Origin of the sequence: Streptomyces violaceoruber, from assembly GCF_033406955.1 — a bacterium.
Lineage (GTDB): Bacteria > Actinomycetota > Actinomycetes > Streptomycetales > Streptomycetaceae > Streptomyces > Streptomyces violaceoruber.
Genome location: NZ_CP137734.1, coordinates 4,482,486 through 4,499,189 on the forward strand (window position 1 = coordinate 4,482,486; position 16,704 = coordinate 4,499,189).

Annotated in this window: 15 protein-coding genes; 10 read left to right on the plus strand and 5 right to left on the minus strand. The window is 70.9% G+C overall.

Annotation, left to right across the window (positions count from 1 at the left end):
• Window positions 1-100: 100 nt before the first annotated feature.
• The 7 genes from R2E43_RS20165 to repSA all read left to right on the plus strand — a co-directional run bounded on the left by R2E43_RS20165 (window position 101) and on the right by repSA (window position 4,621).
• Window positions 101-430, plus strand: a complete 330-nt coding sequence (locus R2E43_RS20165; RefSeq protein WP_052836754.1) for an SCO3933 family regulatory protein — start codon at window positions 101-103, stop codon at window positions 428-430.
• A 2-nt stretch (window positions 431-432) separates the two neighbouring features.
• Window positions 433-1,767: an FtsK/SpoIIIE domain-containing protein gene (locus R2E43_RS20170; RefSeq protein ID WP_332056423.1), complete on the plus strand. Its 1,335-nt coding sequence runs from the start codon at window positions 433-435 to the stop codon at window positions 1,765-1,767.
• A gap of 20 nt (window positions 1,768-1,787) precedes the next feature.
• The gene (locus R2E43_RS20175; protein WP_052836758.1) at window positions 1,788-2,447 is read left to right on the plus strand and encodes a DUF2637 domain-containing protein; all 660 of its coding nucleotides are present in this window, start codon (window positions 1,788-1,790) and stop codon (window positions 2,445-2,447) included.
• Between the two features lie 14 nt (window positions 2,448-2,461).
• On the plus strand, window positions 2,462-2,644 hold the full coding sequence (locus tag R2E43_RS20180) for a mobile element transfer protein (RefSeq protein WP_052836926.1): 183 nt from the start codon (window positions 2,462-2,464) through the stop codon (window positions 2,642-2,644).
• A 15-nt stretch (window positions 2,645-2,659) separates the two neighbouring features.
• Window positions 2,660-2,956 (plus strand): hypothetical protein, encoded by a 297-nt coding sequence (locus R2E43_RS20185; RefSeq protein WP_052836760.1) that lies wholly within the window; start codon window positions 2,660-2,662, stop codon window positions 2,954-2,956.
• A 92-nt stretch (window positions 2,957-3,048) separates the two neighbouring features.
• Window positions 3,049-3,228 (plus strand): hypothetical protein, encoded by a 180-nt coding sequence (locus R2E43_RS20190; protein WP_052836762.1) that lies wholly within the window; start codon window positions 3,049-3,051, stop codon window positions 3,226-3,228.
• A gap of 4 nt (window positions 3,229-3,232) precedes the next feature.
• Window positions 3,233-4,621, plus strand: coding sequence for a replication initiator protein RepSA (gene repSA / locus R2E43_RS20195; RefSeq protein ID WP_332056424.1), 1,389 nt, complete (start codon window positions 3,233-3,235; stop codon window positions 4,619-4,621).
• 139 nt (window positions 4,622-4,760) lie between these two features.
• Here the strand turns inward: repSA and R2E43_RS20200 are convergent, their stop codons facing one another.
• The 5 genes from R2E43_RS20200 to R2E43_RS20220 all read right to left on the minus strand — a co-directional run bounded on the left by R2E43_RS20200 (window position 4,761) and on the right by R2E43_RS20220 (window position 12,584).
• Window positions 4,761-6,194 carry a recombinase family protein gene (locus tag R2E43_RS20200; RefSeq protein ID WP_108933645.1) on the minus strand — a complete coding sequence of 478 codons (1,434 nt, stop codon included), beginning with the start codon at window positions 6,192-6,194 and terminating at the stop codon, window positions 4,761-4,763.
• A gap of 197 nt (window positions 6,195-6,391) precedes the next feature.
• Complete coding sequence (locus R2E43_RS20205) at window positions 6,392-7,444, minus strand: Yip1 family protein (protein ID WP_011029158.1); 1,053 nt, start codon at window positions 7,442-7,444, stop codon at window positions 6,392-6,394.
• 77 nt (window positions 7,445-7,521) lie between these two features.
• Window positions 7,522-8,754: an FG-GAP-like repeat-containing protein gene (locus R2E43_RS20210; protein ID WP_332056425.1), complete on the minus strand. Its 1,233-nt coding sequence runs from the start codon at window positions 8,752-8,754 to the stop codon at window positions 7,522-7,524.
• Between the two features lie 111 nt (window positions 8,755-8,865).
• Entirely contained in the window at window positions 8,866-10,167 is a 1,302-nt protein-coding gene (locus R2E43_RS20215; RefSeq protein WP_332056426.1) for an FG-GAP repeat domain-containing protein, read from the minus strand.
• Between the two features lie 134 nt (window positions 10,168-10,301).
• Window positions 10,302-12,584, minus strand: a complete 2,283-nt coding sequence (locus R2E43_RS20220; RefSeq protein WP_011029156.1) for a (Fe-S)-binding protein — start codon at window positions 12,582-12,584, stop codon at window positions 10,302-10,304.
• 242 nt (window positions 12,585-12,826) lie between these two features.
• Here R2E43_RS20220 and R2E43_RS20225 point away from each other — a divergent pair, with 242 nt between their 5' ends.
• The 3 genes from R2E43_RS20225 to grpE all read left to right on the plus strand — a co-directional run bounded on the left by R2E43_RS20225 (window position 12,827) and on the right by grpE (window position 16,688).
• Window positions 12,827-14,062 carry an MraY family glycosyltransferase gene (locus R2E43_RS20225; protein WP_332056427.1) on the plus strand — a complete coding sequence of 412 codons (1,236 nt, stop codon included), beginning with the start codon at window positions 12,827-12,829 and terminating at the stop codon, window positions 14,060-14,062.
• A 95-nt stretch (window positions 14,063-14,157) separates the two neighbouring features.
• The gene (gene dnaK, locus R2E43_RS20230) at window positions 14,158-16,014 is read left to right on the plus strand and encodes a molecular chaperone DnaK (RefSeq protein ID WP_003975268.1); all 1,857 of its coding nucleotides are present in this window, start codon (window positions 14,158-14,160) and stop codon (window positions 16,012-16,014) included.
• Complete coding sequence (gene grpE, locus R2E43_RS20235) at window positions 16,011-16,688, plus strand: nucleotide exchange factor GrpE (protein ID WP_030872039.1); 678 nt, start codon at window positions 16,011-16,013, stop codon at window positions 16,686-16,688. Before dnaK ends, grpE begins: the two co-directional genes overlap by 4 nt.
• The last annotated feature ends 16 nt before the right edge of the window (window positions 16,689-16,704 follow it).

Sequence of the window (16,704 nt, forward strand, 5' to 3'; positions counted from 1 at the left end):
AGGACTGCGGGGCACTATTTCTCTTGTCGCTCGCAGTCCTAGGACAGCGGGGATGTGCAGCTCTCTATTGGGCTGCTCTGTCGTCGAACAAGGAGTTCTCATGCCGTCCTTCAAGATCGACCTCTCCACCGCCGTGGTGTTCGTCGCGACCGCGCCGGAACCGAAGATGGCCAACAAGAAGACCGGAGAGCGGGCCGTCGACCGGGACACCGGTGCGGGACTGTCCACCGTGGGCCTGCTGGTCTCGGACGAGGGGGAGGGCAACCTCTACCAGGTCACTATCCCGGAGACGGGCTACCCCGAGGGTCTGGCCCCGGGCATGCCGGTCCGGGTGGTCGGCCTCAAGGCCCGTGACTGGGAGAACGAGTTCAACGGCCAGAAGCGGCACGGGATCTCGTTCCGCGCGGTCGCGATCACCTCGGCGGCCTGACCATGGCTGACCTGACGCTGTTGATCGAGGCTACGGGGGCCCTGGCGGGTGCCGGTGGTGTCAGCTACGCGAAGCACCGGGCGCCGCGCCTGTACTGGTCGACGGTGGGTCTGCCGCTGACGTGGGGCCGGTTCACCTGGTCCTACCGGTCCACGATGGACGTGTGCGGGCTGACCGTGCAACCGTCCGGGCTGCGGGCCTTCATGACGCGCAACCTGTCCCGCCGTGAGGTGCGGCCGGTGCCGCCGAAGGTCCGTCGGGTCCGGCCCACCTCGACCGGGCTGCGCATCACGCTGCGCCTCCCGGCCGGCCTGGAGCCCGCCGACGTGGCCACCTCCTCGGAACGGCTGCGCCACGCCTTCGGCGTCCAGTCGGTCACCGTCGCGGAGACCAAGCCCGGCTTCGTAGAGCTGCGGATGACGGGCTACGACGTGCTGCGCCGGGTCCATCTTCCGCGCTCCGCACAGCCCCGCGGGCTGCGGGTTCCGGTGGCGTTGCGGGAGGACGGCACGGTCTTCGAGCGGGACTACCGCGCGGTTCCGATGGCGCTGACCCTCGGGGCCACGCTGTCCGGGAAGTCCGTCTACCAGCGCAATCTGGTCAAGGGCCTGGCACAGCTCCCGGTCGGGTTGATCGGCATCGACTGCAAGCGCGGCGTCGAGCACAGCCGGTACGCGCCCCGCCTGTCGGCTCTGGCCACCGACCCGGACATGGCGGGACGGCTGATAGACGCGCTGGTCCTGGAGATGGGCGAGCGTTTCGATCTCCTCGCCCTGCACGGGGTCTCGGACGTGTGGGACCTGCCCGCGAAGCTGCGGCCGGTGCCGCTGGTCGTCCTGATCGATGAGGTGGCAGAGCTGTTCTTCGTCACCTCGAAGAAAGATGAGGCAGCGCGGGACCGGACGGTCATGCAACTGGTGCGGCTGGGTCAGATGGCCCGTGCGGTCGGCATCTACCTGGAGGTCTGCGGGCAGCGCTTCGGCTCCGACCTCGGCAAGGGTGCCACCGCGCTGCGTGCCCAGCTCACCGGGCGTGTGGTCCACCGGGTCAACGACAAGCAGACCGCTGAAATGGGCTTGGGTGACATCGCTCCGGATGCGGTGATGGCGGCGACCTCGATCCGGGCCGATCGTCCCGGTGTCGCGGTGGCCGGTGACACCTCCGGTGGCTGGTCCCGCATCCGCACCCCGGAGACTTCGCCGGCCGATGCGGCGGCCGTGTGCCGGGAGTTCGCGCATCTCACTCCGGAGCTGCCGTTCCTGGCCCCGTTCCGGCCCCCGGCCCGGCAGATGCCGCCGATGCCCACCGTTCCGCCGCTGGTGTCCCCGCAGCCCTGACCGGAGGGAGGTGAAGAGCCGTGATCCGCTCGATCCGCATCGACGCCGTACTCATCCAGGCCGTAATTGCCGGGGCTCTGTCCTTCGCCCACCTGCACGACCTCGCCGAAGCGGCTGGCCAGACCGGGTGGAAGGCATGGGCCTATCCCGTCTCCGTCGACCTGCTCTTGGTCGCCGTGTGGCGTCGGCTACGCACTGAGCGCTCGAAGCTGGCTTGGTTCTGGTTCCTGGTTGCCCTGGTCGCCTCTCTCGGCGCGAACATCGCGACCGCCGGGCTCCTCGACCTGGACCATGTTCCGGCCTGGCTGCGCATCCTCGTGGCCGGTTGGCCCGCGCTGGCGTTCCTCGGCGGCACCCTGCTGGCCCACACCCCGACCGACCATGCACCGGCCCCGGCGCCCGAGCCTCGGCCCGTACCGGTCGTCGACCGACCCGCGGCTCCCGAACCGACCCAGACGCCTGCTCCGGTCCCGGAGATCCCGACACCGGAGCCTGCCCCGGCCCTGCCGCAGGCCCCGGCCTCGACTCCCGCGGTCCCGCCTGCGCTGGTCGACCACGCCCGAAAGGTCGCCACCGAACACCGCACCCGCACCGGAGCCGACATCGACACGGCCACATTGCGCGATCGCCTCGGCATCCCGGAAGACCTCGCCGGCGCCATCGTTGCCCAACTCGCCTGAAGGGAATGACCTGCGTGCGCCCGAACCGCTTCTACGACGTCATCCGCGTTGGCCCGGTCCGAGTGGCCTCGTTCAACAACGGCCGGGGCCAAACCCGGCACACCGCCGCCTGCACCGCGCCGAAGTGCGGATTCTCCAACGAATACGGTGACCGGTCGGCCGCCGAACTCGCCGCCCGCACCCACCGCTGCGCCTGAAAGGAGGACCGAGCCATGCAGCTGCCCGAAGACCAGATCCGCGCCGGCCACATCCCCGCCGACCTCTACCGGCAGATCCCGCCCGGCACCGACATGCGACGCGTCGTGATCGTCCAAGAGGCGCCGCGTTCGTACAAGGGCCCGATCGTCCTCACGCTGGTCGTCCTCGCGGGATCGGTCGTGGTGCTGCTGGTCATCGCCTTCGTCGTTCAGGTCCTCGCCGGCGCCGCCGTTGCGGTCCTGTCGGCCACCGGCGGACTCGGCTACACGATCAACCGCACGTCCAAGCGCAAGACCCTCCGCAGCAAGTAACGCCCTCCGGGGCGGCCTCTCTCGCCAAAGATCCGCCGCCCCGGACGGCCACCACTTCCAGGCCCCAATGGACCCGAAAGGGAAGCCTCATCATGCCCCAGCCCGCCCAGAACACGCGCGTCTGCCGCGACTGCGACGGCTTCGCCATGGTCGCCATCACCACCGGCACCCGCCACGCCGACGGCTCCCGCGCCACCCTCCGGATCGCCTGCCCGGCCTGTAAGGGCGCCGGACGCACCGCCCCCGCCGCCCTGTACCGCATCGGGCGGTGACCACGTGACCGACACCGCCACCATGGCGGGCCTGGACCCGGCCACCCTCGCCGACGTGCTGAGGTTGGCCGGGTCCACCGGCTTCGACCGCATCCAGGACCAGATCCGCCGCACCGGCGGCTGCTCCGACCCCATCCACCTGACCGGCTCGACCGACACCCGCGACGCCACCACCGGCAAGGTGTTGCACTCCTACTCGACCGACACCGAACCCGGCGGACGGCTCCGCCTCGCCTGCGGCAACCGGCGGGCCTCCCGCTGCCCGGCCTGCGCCTGGACCTACGCCGGCGACACCTACCACCTCATCCGCGCGGGCCTCGTCGGCGACCCCGCCAAGGGCACCCCCGAAACGATCCGGGACCACCCGCGGGTGTTCGCCACCCTGACCGCCCCGTCGTTCGGCCCGGTCCACAATCGCCCCGGAAGCCGGCCCTGCCGCTGCGGTGTCCGCCACGCAGAGGACGCCCCGGAACTGGGCACCCCGCTCGACCCCGACACGTACGACTACGCCGGGGCTGTGCTCTGGAACAACCACGCCTCCGAGCTGTGGCGCTACTTCACGATCTACCTTCGCCGAGAGATCGCCAAGCGCGCCGGGCTCACCCAGAAAGCCGCCAAGGAACAGTCGCGGGTGTCCTTCGGCAAGGTGGCCGAGTACCAGAAGCGCGGCGCCGTGCACTTCCACGCCGTGATCCGCTTCGACGGACCCGACGGCCCGGACGACACCCCGCCCGCGTGGGCCACCCTCGACCTTCTTACCGACGCGATCCACGGCGCCGCCGCCCGCGTGGAAGTCGACGTGCCCCCGGCCGGGGACCAGCCTGCCCGCACTCTCAAGTGGGGCACGCAGCTCGACGTGCGCCCCATCCGGGCCTTCGGCGACGGCGAGGACATCACCGAACAAGCCGTGGCCTCCTACGTCGCCAAGTACGCCACGAAGGCAGCCGAGACCACCGGCACCGTAGACCGCCGCATCGGCAGCAAAGACGCCCTCGTCCTGCTCGGCGTGCCCGACCACCCCGCACGGCTCATCGCCGCATGCCTCGACCTGCACGCGCTCTACCCGGACCGCAAGCTCCGCGACTGGGCCCACATGCTCGGCTTCCGCGGCCACTTCTCCACGAAGTCCCGGCGCTACTCGACCACCCTCGGCGAACTGCGCCAGACCCGCGCCGATTACCGGGCAGCCCAGCAACGCGCCGCCCTCGGTCTGCCCGACCCCGACGACGAGGACGCCACCACGCTCACCCTCGCCCACTGGACCTACGCCGGCCACGGGCACACCCCCGGCGAATCCTGGCTCGCCGCCAACATCCGCCGCGAGATCCAGCACAACCGCGAAACCGCCCGCGAAGAACTGGCAGGAGGTGCCCTTGATGAGTCAGACCAGTAGCCCGGAGTCCCGTAAGGCGACGGCTCAGCGTGAGGTCATGAGCACTGACGAGTGGCTGCGGATGCATCTTCGCCGTGCTCCTGAGCGTGATGAAGAGTGGGTACGCCGTGCCCTCGTGTTGCAGGGGCGGGCCTGATCGTCACCGCCAGACGGGTTCGATCAGGCTCGGGTCGAACTTCCGGCGTCCTCGTCCGGCCGGGTGAATGATCACGGCTGAGAGGCTGTGCAACACGATCTCCTGCTGGCGCTCCACCGGCAGCGCAAAGAACTCCTCGACGGTCAGGTTCGCCGCGTCGCCTTTGGCCTCGGCCTGCTTCTGCTCCTTGTAGAAGCGGGCCCGCTCCAGTTTAAGTTCGTCGCGCAGCCGCTCTTTGGCCGGCAAGAGCTGCAAGAGGGTGGCCACCGTGATCTGTTTCGAGCGTTCGGCATCCACGAGTTGGGTGATGTCTTGGGAGACCTGCTGCAACTCGTCCTCGCGCGGCCACCGCTGATCGACCGGGACGGCGGTTACTTCTGCTCGCGCGCGCTGTTCTTCGAGTGCGAGTTGGACTATGAGCCTGTCGACGGGCTCTCCAACCCGTCCGACCTTGCCGCATCCGCCGTTCACTACGGAGCACTGGTACGTGTATTTCGCGGCCTTCGAGCCTGGCTGCCAGCGGTTGTTGATCTGTCCTCGGATCTTCGTCTTGCACAGTCCGCACCGGGCAATGCCCGAGAGCAGGTACTTACGGGCGAGGGACTTGCCGGGATGCTTCTGCTTCCGCTCGGCGACGGCCGCGCAGACGGCTTCCCACTCTTCCAGGCTGTTGATCTGCTCCCAGTTGCCCTTGACCGGTTCGCCGTCTTCGCCGACCAGGATTTCACCGTGGTACGTGCGGTAGCCGACCAGTCTGGGGTTGGTCAGGATCTGCTCGACGTGGTGGTGGGCCATGCGCTTGGTGCCTGCGCGCGGGTTGCCCAAGCCCTGTTGCTGCCACCGGGTCCGGATGGTTCCGATGCGGACGCCGGCGAGGACTTCGCGCTGCGCCTCGCGGATGGCCTCGGCGGCCTTCGGGTCGACCTTGGTGCGGTCGTCCTTGCTCCAGCCGTACGGCGCTGGCCCGCCGCTGTCCTTGCCCTGTTGGGCCAGCTCTAGGTGCTTGCGCTTGATCCGGCGTGACGCATCGTGCGACGACTTGTTGGCGAACGCGACCATGATGCGGGCCATGGTGCGGCCGTCCGGAGAGCCAAGGTTGATGTCGTTCGTGACGGTGGCGAACTCCAGGCGGGGCCGCTCGTCGAAGATCTCGATGAGGCGTTCCAGGTCCCGCGGCTGTCGGGCTAGGCGGTCCAGGTCGTAGGCCACGATTCCGTCGATGAGGCCGGCGCGGAGGTCTCTCAGCATCAGCTCGAACTCGTCGCGCACGACGTTGCGCTTGAACGCCGATACGTCGTTGTCCTCGTAGGTCTTCACGACCTGCCACGACCGGAGATCCGCGAGGCGTTCGCAGTCCTGCTGCTGCCTGGCGACACCCAGAGACTCGCCCTCGTCGTCCCGAGAAATCCGGGTGTAGACCCCTACCTTGCGTGCCACGGTCGGCCCTCCCCCTGCCTCCTGAGCGGGGCCAGACTACTACCGTCATCGAGTCAAGTCAGCCTGGAGCGTTCAGCCGCCCGTCGTACGGCGGCAGGGACAGGTGCTCGACGCCTGACCGGACGGGCCGACGGACAGCGGCGACGCGAAGGGCCCCGGCGGAACGTACCCGCCGGGGCCCTTCGCCATGTCGGCGACTAGAACGTGCCCAGCTTCACGATCGACAGCAGGGCGATCAGCTGGATGGCGGAGGCGCCGAGCGCCTTCGGCCAGGGCAGGTCGTGGGAGCGGCCGACCATCAGGGTGAGGAGGGCGCCGGCCGCGACCCAGGTGGCCCAGCCGAGGATCTGGACGAAGGGCGCGTCACCGCCGGCGAACATCGCGACGACCAGGCGCGGGGCGTCCGTGAGGGACATGATCAGCATGGAGAGGCCGACCGTCGGCTGCCAGGCGCCGTCGCCGCCGAGCTGGCGGGCCAGGGTGTGGGTGACCACGCCCAGGACGAAGGCGCTCAGCACCAGCGCGACCGCCGTGGTCAGGACGATCGGGATGGCGTTCGAGAGGGTGGCGTTGATCGCCTCCTCGCGGGCGCCGTCGAAGCCGAAGACCGCGAGCAGGCCGTAGAGGAACGTCACGATGAGCGCCGGGGCCCACATCGCGTAGTCCCGCATCTGGAGGAAGGTCTGGTTGGGCGCGAGGATCACGCCCTTCAGGAGGTCCTTCCAGTGCAGGCGGGGGCCGACCGGGCCGGGGGCCGGGGCGGAGCCGGCGCGGTAGGTGTCGCCCTGGTTGTAGGGGTCGTCGACCGTGAACGCCTGGGTGTGGCCCGGGTTGTTGGCCGCGTACGGGTCGTACGGGGCCTGCTGGGGGTGACCGCCGGGGCCGCCCTGTCCGTAGCCGCCGTCGCCGAAGTACTCCGGCTCACCGTGCCCGCCGACAGGTCCGCCGCCGTGCCCGCCGCCGGGTGCCTGCGGCCAGGGCGACCCGCCCGGGGCCCGGCCCGGTCCGGGGGCGCCACCTCCGTACGGCGGCTGCGGGTACGGCTGCTGAGGCGTCGCCGGGCCGCCGTACGGGGGTCCCTGGGGCGCCTGCTGTCCGTACGGGGGGCGTTGCGGTCGCGCGTTTGGAGCGCCGTTGTCCCGGCCGCGTCCGATCCTGAATCCAGCCACGCCTTCGAACGTACCTGGTCCCGGAGAGTGACGTGCGGGGCCCGGCCGTTCGGGGGGTCCTTTGCGGCCGAGCTGTGACATCCCTTACGGGGGTTGACCGGGACGTCCCTTAGGGGCCGTACGGGGGGCGTACGGCCCCGGTGGGGGCGGTGGCGCCGTCAGCAGAAGGCGGTGAAGCCCCACCAGCCGTCCCGCACGGGCCACCCGGCTGCGAGGCCGCCGTCGCCGCGGCCCGAGTAGGTGAGCTGCCATCCGGCGCTGTACGACGAACCGTCCCCCGTGTAGGCGTCGTTGGTGACGGCGAGGAGGTCGGGGGTGTTGGTGCCGTTGAAGTCGCCGACGGCGACGAGGTGCGCCATGGTGTTCCAGCCGCCGGTGCCGATGAGCTTGCGGGAGCCGAGGGTGCCGGTGGAGGTGCCGGGGTAGAGCCAGAGCTTGCCGGTGGCGGCCTCGCGGGCGTAGAGGTCGGGGCGGCCGTCGCCGTTGGTGTCGCCCATGCCGACGGGGGCGTTCATGCTGTTCCAGCCGCGGGCACCGATGAGCTTGTGGGAGCCGAGGGTGCCGGTGGAGGTACCCGGGTAGAGGTACAGCTTGCCGGTGGACTTCTCGGTGGCGATCAGATCGGAGCGGCCGTCTTTGGTGAGGTCGCCGAAGGCGGTGATGTTGCGCATGCCGTTCCAGCCCCTGGTGCCGATCAGTTCGCGGGCGGCGAGGCGGCCGGTGCCGGTGCCGGGGTAGAGCCAGAGCTTGCCGGTGGCGGTCTCCCGGGCGATGAGGTCCTCGTGGCCGTCGCGGCTGAAGTCGCCGTGCCGGGTCAGGGCGCTCATCGTGTTCCAGCCGCCGGTGCCGATGATCCGGCCCGCGTAGCCGCTGCCGGGGCTGAACCACAGGCGTCCCGCCCGGTCGCGGCTGACCACGTCGGGCCGGTTGTCGCCGTCCATGTCGCCGAAGTCCGGGGTGGCGGAGGTGGGCGAGGCGGCCCAGGACGGGTAGTCGCGGACGTTGCACTCGTGCGGGTCCTGGACGAACCTGATCGAGCGGATCAGGCTGGTGATTCCCCCGTAGTAGACCAGTTCCTCGCCGCGGGGACGTTCCTCGGCCCAGAGGTAGCTCGACTTGTCGTAGTTCCGCTCGCCGTACAGGCAGGCGTCCGCGTCCTTGCGGTTGATGTAGGAGTGGATGTCGTCGGCCCAGCCGCCCAGGTCCGCGACGTTCTTGTTCGTCTTCCACATCCTGCCGTCGGCGTCTTCGCCCGCCCAGCCGCAGAAGTAGCCCTTCGGGCAGTCCTCGACGCCCGCGGCGGCCGGAGCGGCGTTCACGACGGCCAGTGCGGAGCCGGCCAGTACGAGGCCGGCGAGCGCGGAGACGGCCCGGGTGTATCGGTTCGTCATGGTGTTGTTTCCCTCCCCTGTGACGCGGAGGAACCCTAGCCGGGCCGGGCCGGGCCGTGCCCCGTCCCCGCTACCGGCCCGGGACCGCTGGGACGGCCGGTGTCCGACCGGCTACGAGGTCAGGAACTGCGCCGTCGAGAACGTGACCGCGGCCCGCGCCGTGACCAGGTCCTTCGCCGAGCCCCGGTGGACCTCGACGGAGTCCTTCGTGTCGCCCCGGGACGTGCGCAGCACCAGGTCCGCCAGGCCGTCGCCGTCGAAGTCGCCGGCCGTCAGCACCCGGGTCGTGCCGGTCGACGCGGGCCGTACCGTGACCGCGCCCCGCGTCGTGGGGCCCGTCCCGCGGCCGGGGTACACCCGTATTCCGGAGCCGCTGGAGACCAGCTCGCTCAGGCCGTCGCCGTCGAAGTCGGCGGCGTCGAGCATCGAGCCCGGCGTGCCGAGGGTGCCGCGGGCCGCGGTGGGGAGGTCGAAGCGCAGCGCGGTGCCCTCCGCGGTGCCCACCGCCGCGTCCAGCGCCTTGCCCCTGCCGAAGGCGCCCAGGGCGATGTCGATGCCGGCGGGGAGGGTGACCCCGGTGCGGGCCGGGCCGTCGGGACCGCCCAGGACGAGGGCCGCCTTGCCGGGGCCCGCGGAGACGCGGACGACGAGGTCGTCGTACCCGTCGCGGTTCACGTCGGCGGCGGGACCGGCCGGCGCCTCGCCGGGGGACGGGATGGCCGCGCCGGCCCGGCGCGGGGCGCCCTCGCGGGTGAAGGGGCCGCGCAGGTGACTGAGGCGGCCGGCGGAGGCGTGGACGACCAGGTCCTGGGCGCCGTCGCCGTCGAAGTCGCCGCACACCGGGCGCTCGGGCCAGTCATTGCCGTAGCGGGCCTTGTCCGGGATGGTCAGCGGGACCGCGCGGCCGGTCGGCCCCGACGGGGAGCCGAAGAGGAGCTGGAGCGGGACCGGCGGGCGGCCCTGGCCGTCGTAGGGCGGGTCGGTGGTGACCACCAGGTCGGTGAAGCCGTCGCCGTCGAGGTCGCAGCTCGCCTCCGCCTCGAAGACGGCCGGCAACTGGCCCTCGGTCGGGGCCGCGTACTTCTTCGGCGTGAGCAGCTGCCGGGCTCCGGGCACCAGTCCGCGGGGAGAGCCGTAGACGATGCCGATGCCCGCGTCGTCCGTGTGGGTCTCGGCCGTGACCAGGGTGTCGAGGACGAGGTCGCGGTGGCCGTCGCCGTTGAAGTCGTCGGGGACCTCGCTGCCCTTGCCGTGCGGGACGGGGAGCAGGGCGGGGGCCTGGGCGGCGCGTACGGGTGTGGACGCCGCGGCGTCCTCGGCCGCGGGCGCCGGACCGTGGCCGCAGGCGGCGAGCAGCAGCAGGCAGCCGACGGCGGCCGTGCCCGTCAGGGTGCTTCTTCGCAGGCGCCGCACCGTTCACCTCGTCCGTATCAACCCGTACCACCAGCACCGACAACGACCGGGTAATCATGCACGCGTTCGACATACGGCGACACCCCCGGGTTCGGACGGAACCCGGGGGTGTCGGTCGAGCGGGTGAGCGGCGGCTACTTCACCGGCTCGGGCGTCGGCTCGCTCTCCGGCTCCGGCTCGCCGGTGGGGTCGGCCGGGGTCTTGACGGAGTCCAGCAGGAGCTGGGCGACGTCGACGACCTGGATGGACTCCTTGGCCTTGCCGTCGTTCTTCTTGCCGTTGACGGAGTCCGTCAGCATGACGAGGCAGAAGGGGCAGGCGGTGGAGACGATGTCGGGGTTGACGGACAGGGCCTCGTCGACGCGCTCGTTGTTGATGCGCTTGCCGATCCGCTCCTCCATCCACATCCGCGCGCCGCCGGCGCCGCAGCAGAAGCCGCGCTCCTTGTGGCGGTGCATCTCCTCGTTCCGGACGCCCGGGACGGCGGCGATGATCTCGCGCGGCGGGGTGTAGATCTTGTTGTGGCGGCCCAGGTAGCAGGGGTCGTGGTAGGTGATGATGCCCTCGACCGGGGTGACCGGGACCAGCTTGCCCTCGTCGACCAGGTGCTGGAGCAGCTGGGTGTGGTGGACGACCTCGTAGTCGCCGCCGAGCTGCGGGTACTCGTTGCCGAGGGTGTTGAGGCAGTGCGGGCAGGTGGCGACGATCTTCTTGGCCGACTTGGGCTTCGCCGACTCGGGCACCACCTTGCCGTCCTCGTCCATCTCCTCGCCGAAGGCGGCGTTGAGGGACATGACGTTCTCCATGCCGAGCTCCTGGAACAGGGGCTCGTTGCCGAGGCGGCGGGCGGAGTCGCCGGTGCACTTCTCGTCGCCGCCCATGATCGCGAACTTGACGCCCGCGATGTGCAGCAGCTCGGCGAAGGCCTTGGTGGTCTTCTTGGCGCGGTCCTCCAGGGCGCCGGCGCAGCCGACCCAGTACAGGTACTCGACCTCGGTGAGGTCCTCGATGTCCTTGCCGACGACCGGGACCTCGAAGTCCAGCTCCTTGAGCCACTCCAGGCGCTGCTTCTTCGCCAGGCCCCAGGGGTTGCCCTTCTTCTCCAGGTTCTTGAGCATCGTGCCCGCCTCGGACGGGAACGCCGACTCGATCATGACCTGGTAGCGGCGCATGTCGACGATGTGGTCGACGTGCTCGATGTCGACCGGGCACTGCTCGACGCAGGCGCCGCAGGTGGTGCAGGACCACAGGACGTCGGGGTCGATGACGCCGTTCTCCTCCAGCGTGCCGATCAGCGGGCGCTCGGCCTCCGCCAGCGCGGCCGCGGGCACGCCCGCCAGCTGCTCCGCGGACGCCTTCTCCTCGCCCTCCATCGTCTTGCCGCCGCCGGCCAGCAGGTAGGGGGCCTTGGCGTGCGCGTGGTCGCGCAGGGACATGATCAGGAGCTTGGGGGAGAGCGGCTTGCCGGTGTTCCAGGCGGGGCACTGCGACTGGCAGCGGCCGCACTCGGTGCAGGTGGAGAAGTCCAGCAGGCCCTTCCAGGAGAACTGCTCGACCTGGGAGACGCCGAAGACGTCGTCGTCGCCGGGGTCGGTGAAGTCGATCGGCTTGCCGCCCGAGGTCATCGGGAGCAGCGCGCCGAGCGCGGTGCCGCCCTTCGCGTCGCGCTTGAACCAGATGTTCGGGAAGGCCAGGAAGCGGTGCCAGGCCACGCCCATGTCGGTCTTCAGGGCGACCGTGATCATCCAGATGAAGGAGGTCGCGATCTTCAGCGCGGCGAAGAAGTAGACGAGGTTCTGGAGGGTGCCGAGGTCCGCGTCCCGGAGCGCGGAGACGACCGGGTACGAGACGAAGAACGACGCCTCGTAGCCGTCCACGTGGTGGAGGGCGCCCTCCAGCGCGTGCAGCATGAAGATGCAGACGCCGACGATGAGGATGACGGCCTCGACGAAGTACGCCTGGCCGAAGTTGGAGCCGGCGAAGCGGGACTTGCGGCCCGGCTTGCGCGGGTGGGACAGCTGCCGGATCACGATCAGGACCAGGATGCCGAGCACCGTCATCGTGCCGATGAACTCGACGAAGACGTTGTACGGCGCCCAGTCGCCGATGACCGGCAGGATCCAGTCGGCCTGGAAGAGCTGGCCGACGGCGTTGACGATGGTCAGCAGCAGGGAGAAGAAGCCCACCGCGACGAACCAGTGCGCCACACCGACGATGCCCCAGCGGTTCATCCGGGTGTGGCCGAGGAACTCCCTGACCACGGTGACGGTGCGGTCCACGGGGTCGTTGGTCCGCGTTCCGGCCGGCACCGGCTGGCCCAGCCGCATGTAGTTGACGATCTGCAGGACGGCGCGGCCGAACAGTGCGACGCCGACCACGATCAGGACCAGCGACACGATGATCGCGGCGAGTTGCATTTGGGGGCTCCTCGGGCCTGCGAGGTTACGAGGGGGCGGTATTACTAAGCGGTAACTTATTCAGTTCGTCTGAGAGTACCCCCATCCTCCGCCGCACTGTAGTCGGACGTGCGGTGATCTGCGTCGCTGAGGCAACCCTGACCCCGGCGGGTCCGTCCGGACCGGTGCCCCGTCGGCGCCCGTCGGCGCCACGCCGGTCCGATGGTGCGATTCGTCGCAAAGCATGATATTCGGCATAGCTTATGCCCGTGCTCTACGGGATCGCCGCCGCCACCGTCACCGTCACCGCCTCCTTCCTCCTCACCGCCGTCCTCGCCGCACTGCTGCGGGCGCCCGCCCTGCGTCTGGCCGTCGTCGACCGGCGACGCCGGCGGCCCGTCCCGCTGCTCGGCGGGGTGGCCGTCGTCCTGGTCACCGCCGTGGTGGCGTGGGCCGGGGACCGGGCCGGCGTCGTGCCGCTCGGCCCGGCGGCCGGACGGCTGCTGGCGGCCGCCACCGTCGTCGGCGCGCTGGGCCTGGCGGCCGACGTGTGGCGGCTGCGGCGGCGGTGGCTCCTGGCCGGTACGGCCGTGGCGGCGGCCTGCGTGGTGCCGTACGGCGAGACGGGGCCGGTGGCCGGGGCGCTCGCCGTGGGCTGGGTGGCGCTGGTCACCGGCGCCTTCCGGGGGCTCGACCATGCCGACGGGGTGGCCGGCACGGTGGGTGTCGTGACCGCCTTCGGCGTCGGCGCGTGTGCCGCGGTGGAGCTGATGGACGGGCCCGCGGTGCTGCTGCTCGTGCTGGCCGCCGCGCTCGCCGGGTTCCTGCTGCACAACTGGCATCCCGCGCGGATCGCGCTCGGCGCCTGCGGGTCGCTCTTCACCGGCTTCCTGCTCACCGGGGCCGCCGTGCTCGCCCGGACGGGGTACGGGCCCGTCGGCGGTGCGGGGGTGCTGTGCGCGCTGACCGCCGTGCCGGTGGCCGACGCGGTGCTGGTCCTCCTCTCCCGCCGGCTGGCCGGTCGACCCCTGTCGCGCGGCGGGCCCGACCACCTCGCGCACCGGCTGCGGCGGCTCGGGCTCACCGCGCAGGGCGCGGTGGTGGTCCTCGGCGGGGCCGCCCTGTGCGCGGTGGTCGTCGGCGTGCTCACGCACACCGGACGGGTGGGCGGGCAGGCGGCACTGTGGGTGGCGGGCGGGGCGGCCGCCGGGGTACTGGGGCTGCTGCGGGTCCGGGTGTACGGGCCGGCCCGGCTCCGGCGGGGCGCGGGGGTGCGGGCTCCGGTCCGCCGGGCCGGGCGGGGTGCGCGGGCGTGGGCCGTGGTGCGGCGGGCGCGGACCGTGGTGCGGAGGGCGCGGGCCGGGGTGTCCCAGGCGTCTCGCGGGGCAACCGGAGTCGCGGGCGGTGCGTCCTTCCGGGCGGCGATTTTTCCGGTTCGTCAGGCCACGAGCACCGAGAACGTGCAGGTCGGGGCGCCGTTGCGTGTAAGGAACGGATAAGAGTTGAGTCCGCTCGACTCACCTCTGTTGACCCATCGCCGGGCGTCATGCACACTTGAGCCTGTTCCACTCAAGTCAGCTGGAGGTTATTCACCATGGCACGTGCGGTCGGCATCGACCTGGGCACGACTAACTCCGTCGTCAGCGTTCTGGAGGGCGGCGAGCCCACCGTCATCACCAACGCCGAGGGCGCCAGGACCACGCCGTCCGTCGTCGCCTTCGCCAAGAACGGCGAGGTGCTCGTCGGCGAGGTGGCCAAGCGCCAGGCGGTCACGAACGTCGACAGGACCATCCGCTCGGTCAAGCGCCACATGGGCACCGACTGGAAGGTCAACCTGGACGGCAAGGACTTCAACCCGCAGCAGATCAGCGCCTTCGTGCTGCAGAAGCTGAAGCGGGACGCCGAGTCCTACCTGGGCGAGAAGGTGACCGACGCGGTCATCACCGTCCCGGCGTACTTCAACGACGCCGAGCGCCAGGCCACCAAGGAGGCCGGTGAGATCGCGGGCCTCAACGTCCTGCGCATCGTCAACGAGCCGACCGCCGCCGCGCTGGCGTACGGCCTCGACAAGGACGAGCAGGTCATCCTGGTCTTCGACCTCGGTGGCGGTACGTTCGACGTCTCGCTGCTGGAGATCGGCGACGGCGTCGTCGAGGTGAAGGCCACCAACGGTGACAACAACCTCGGTGGTGACGACTGGGACCAGCGCGTCGTCGACTACCTGGTCAAGCAGTTCCAGTCCGGCCACGGCGTGGACCTGGCCAAGGACAAGATGGCGCTCCAGCGCCTGCGCGAGGCGGCCGAGAAGGCCAAGATCGAGCTGTCCTCGTCCACCGAGACCACGATCAACCTCCCCTACATCACGGCCTCCGCCGAGGGCCCGCTGCACCTGGACGAGAAGCTCACCCGCGCCCAGTTCCAGCAGCTGACCTCCGACCTGCTGGAGCGCTGCAAGACGCCGTTCCACAACGTCATCAAGGACGCCGGCATCCAGCTGTCCGAGATCGACCACGTCGTCCTCGTCGGCGGCTCCACCCGTATGCCCGCCGTCGCCGAGCTGGTCAAGGAGCTGACCGGCGGCAAGGACGCCAACAAGGGCGTCAACCCGGACGAGGTCGTCGCCATCGGCGCCGCCCTGCAGGCCGGTGTCCTCAAGGGCGAGGTCAAGGACGTCCTGCTGCTCGACGTCACCCCGCTGTCCCTCGGCATCGAGACCAAGGGCGGCATCATGACCAAGCTGATCGAGCGGAACACGACGATCCCGACCAAGCGCTCGGAGATCTTCACCACCGCCGAGGACAACCAGCCCTCCGTGCAGATCCAGGTCTACCAGGGCGAGCGCGAGATCGCGGCGTACAACAAGAAGCTCGGGATGTTCGAGCTGACCGGTCTGCCGCCGGCGCCCCGCGGCGTCCCGCAGATCGAGGTCGCCTTCGACATCGACGCCAACGGCATCATGCACGTGACCGCGAAGGACCTGGGCACGGGCAAGGAGCAGAAGATGACCGTCACCGGCGGCTCCTCGCTGCCGAAGGACGAGGTCGACCGGATGCGCCAGGAGGCCGAGAAGTACGCGGAGGAGGACCACGCCCGCCGCGAGGCCGCCGAGTCCCGCAACCAGGGCGAGCAGCTCGTCTACCAGACGGAGAAGTTCCTCAAGGACAACGAGGACAAGGTCCCCGGTGAGGTCAAGACCGAGGTGGAGTCCGCCGTCGCCGAGCTGAAGGAGAAGCTCAAGGGCGAGGACACCGCCGAGATCCGCACCGCCACGGAGAAGGTCGCCGCCGTCTCGCAGAAGCTGGGCCAGGCCATGTACGCCGACGCCCAGGCCGCGCAGGCCGCCGGCGGCGAGGCCCCGGGCGCCGACGCCGGTGCCGAGGGCAAGGGTGCCGACGACGACGTCGTCGACGCCGAGATCGTGGACGACGAGCGCAAGGACGGTGCCGCGTGACGGAGGAGACCCCGGGTTTCGAGGAGAAGCCCGACGTCCCCTCCGGCGCCACCCCTGACGACGCCGAGCCGCAGGCCGCCTCCGAAGAGGGGGCGGCCCCGGCCGGGGACGCGAGCGAGAACGCGGGCCTGGTGGCCCAGCTGGACCAGGTGCGCACCGCGCTGAACGAGCGCACCGCGGACCTCCAGCGGCTCCAGGCCGAGTACCAGAACTACCGCCGCCGGGTGGAGCGGGACCGCGTCGCGGTCAAGGAGGTCGCCGTCGCGAACCTCCTGTCCGAGCTGCTTCCCGTGCTCGACGACGTCGGGCGCGCCCGGGAGCACGGCGAACTGGTCGGCGGCTTCAAGTCCGTCGCGGAGTCGCTGGAGACCACGGTCGCCAAGCTGGGCCTCCAGCAGTTCGGCAAGGAGGGCGAGCCCTTCGACCCGACGATCCACGAGGCCCTGATGCACTCCTACGCACCGGACGTCACCGAGACGACCTGCGTGGCGATCCTGCAGCCGGGGTACCGGATCGGCGAACGCACCATCCGCCCCGCGCGGGTGGCGGTCGCCGAGCCGCAGCCGGGCGCCCAGACGGTCAAGCCGGCCGAGGACGCCGCCGAGGCGCAGGACGCCTCCGGCGCGGAGGACGACGCCGGGACCAAGGAGAGCGGTGGCCCGGACGAGGGCTGAGCTCGAAGTGACGCGT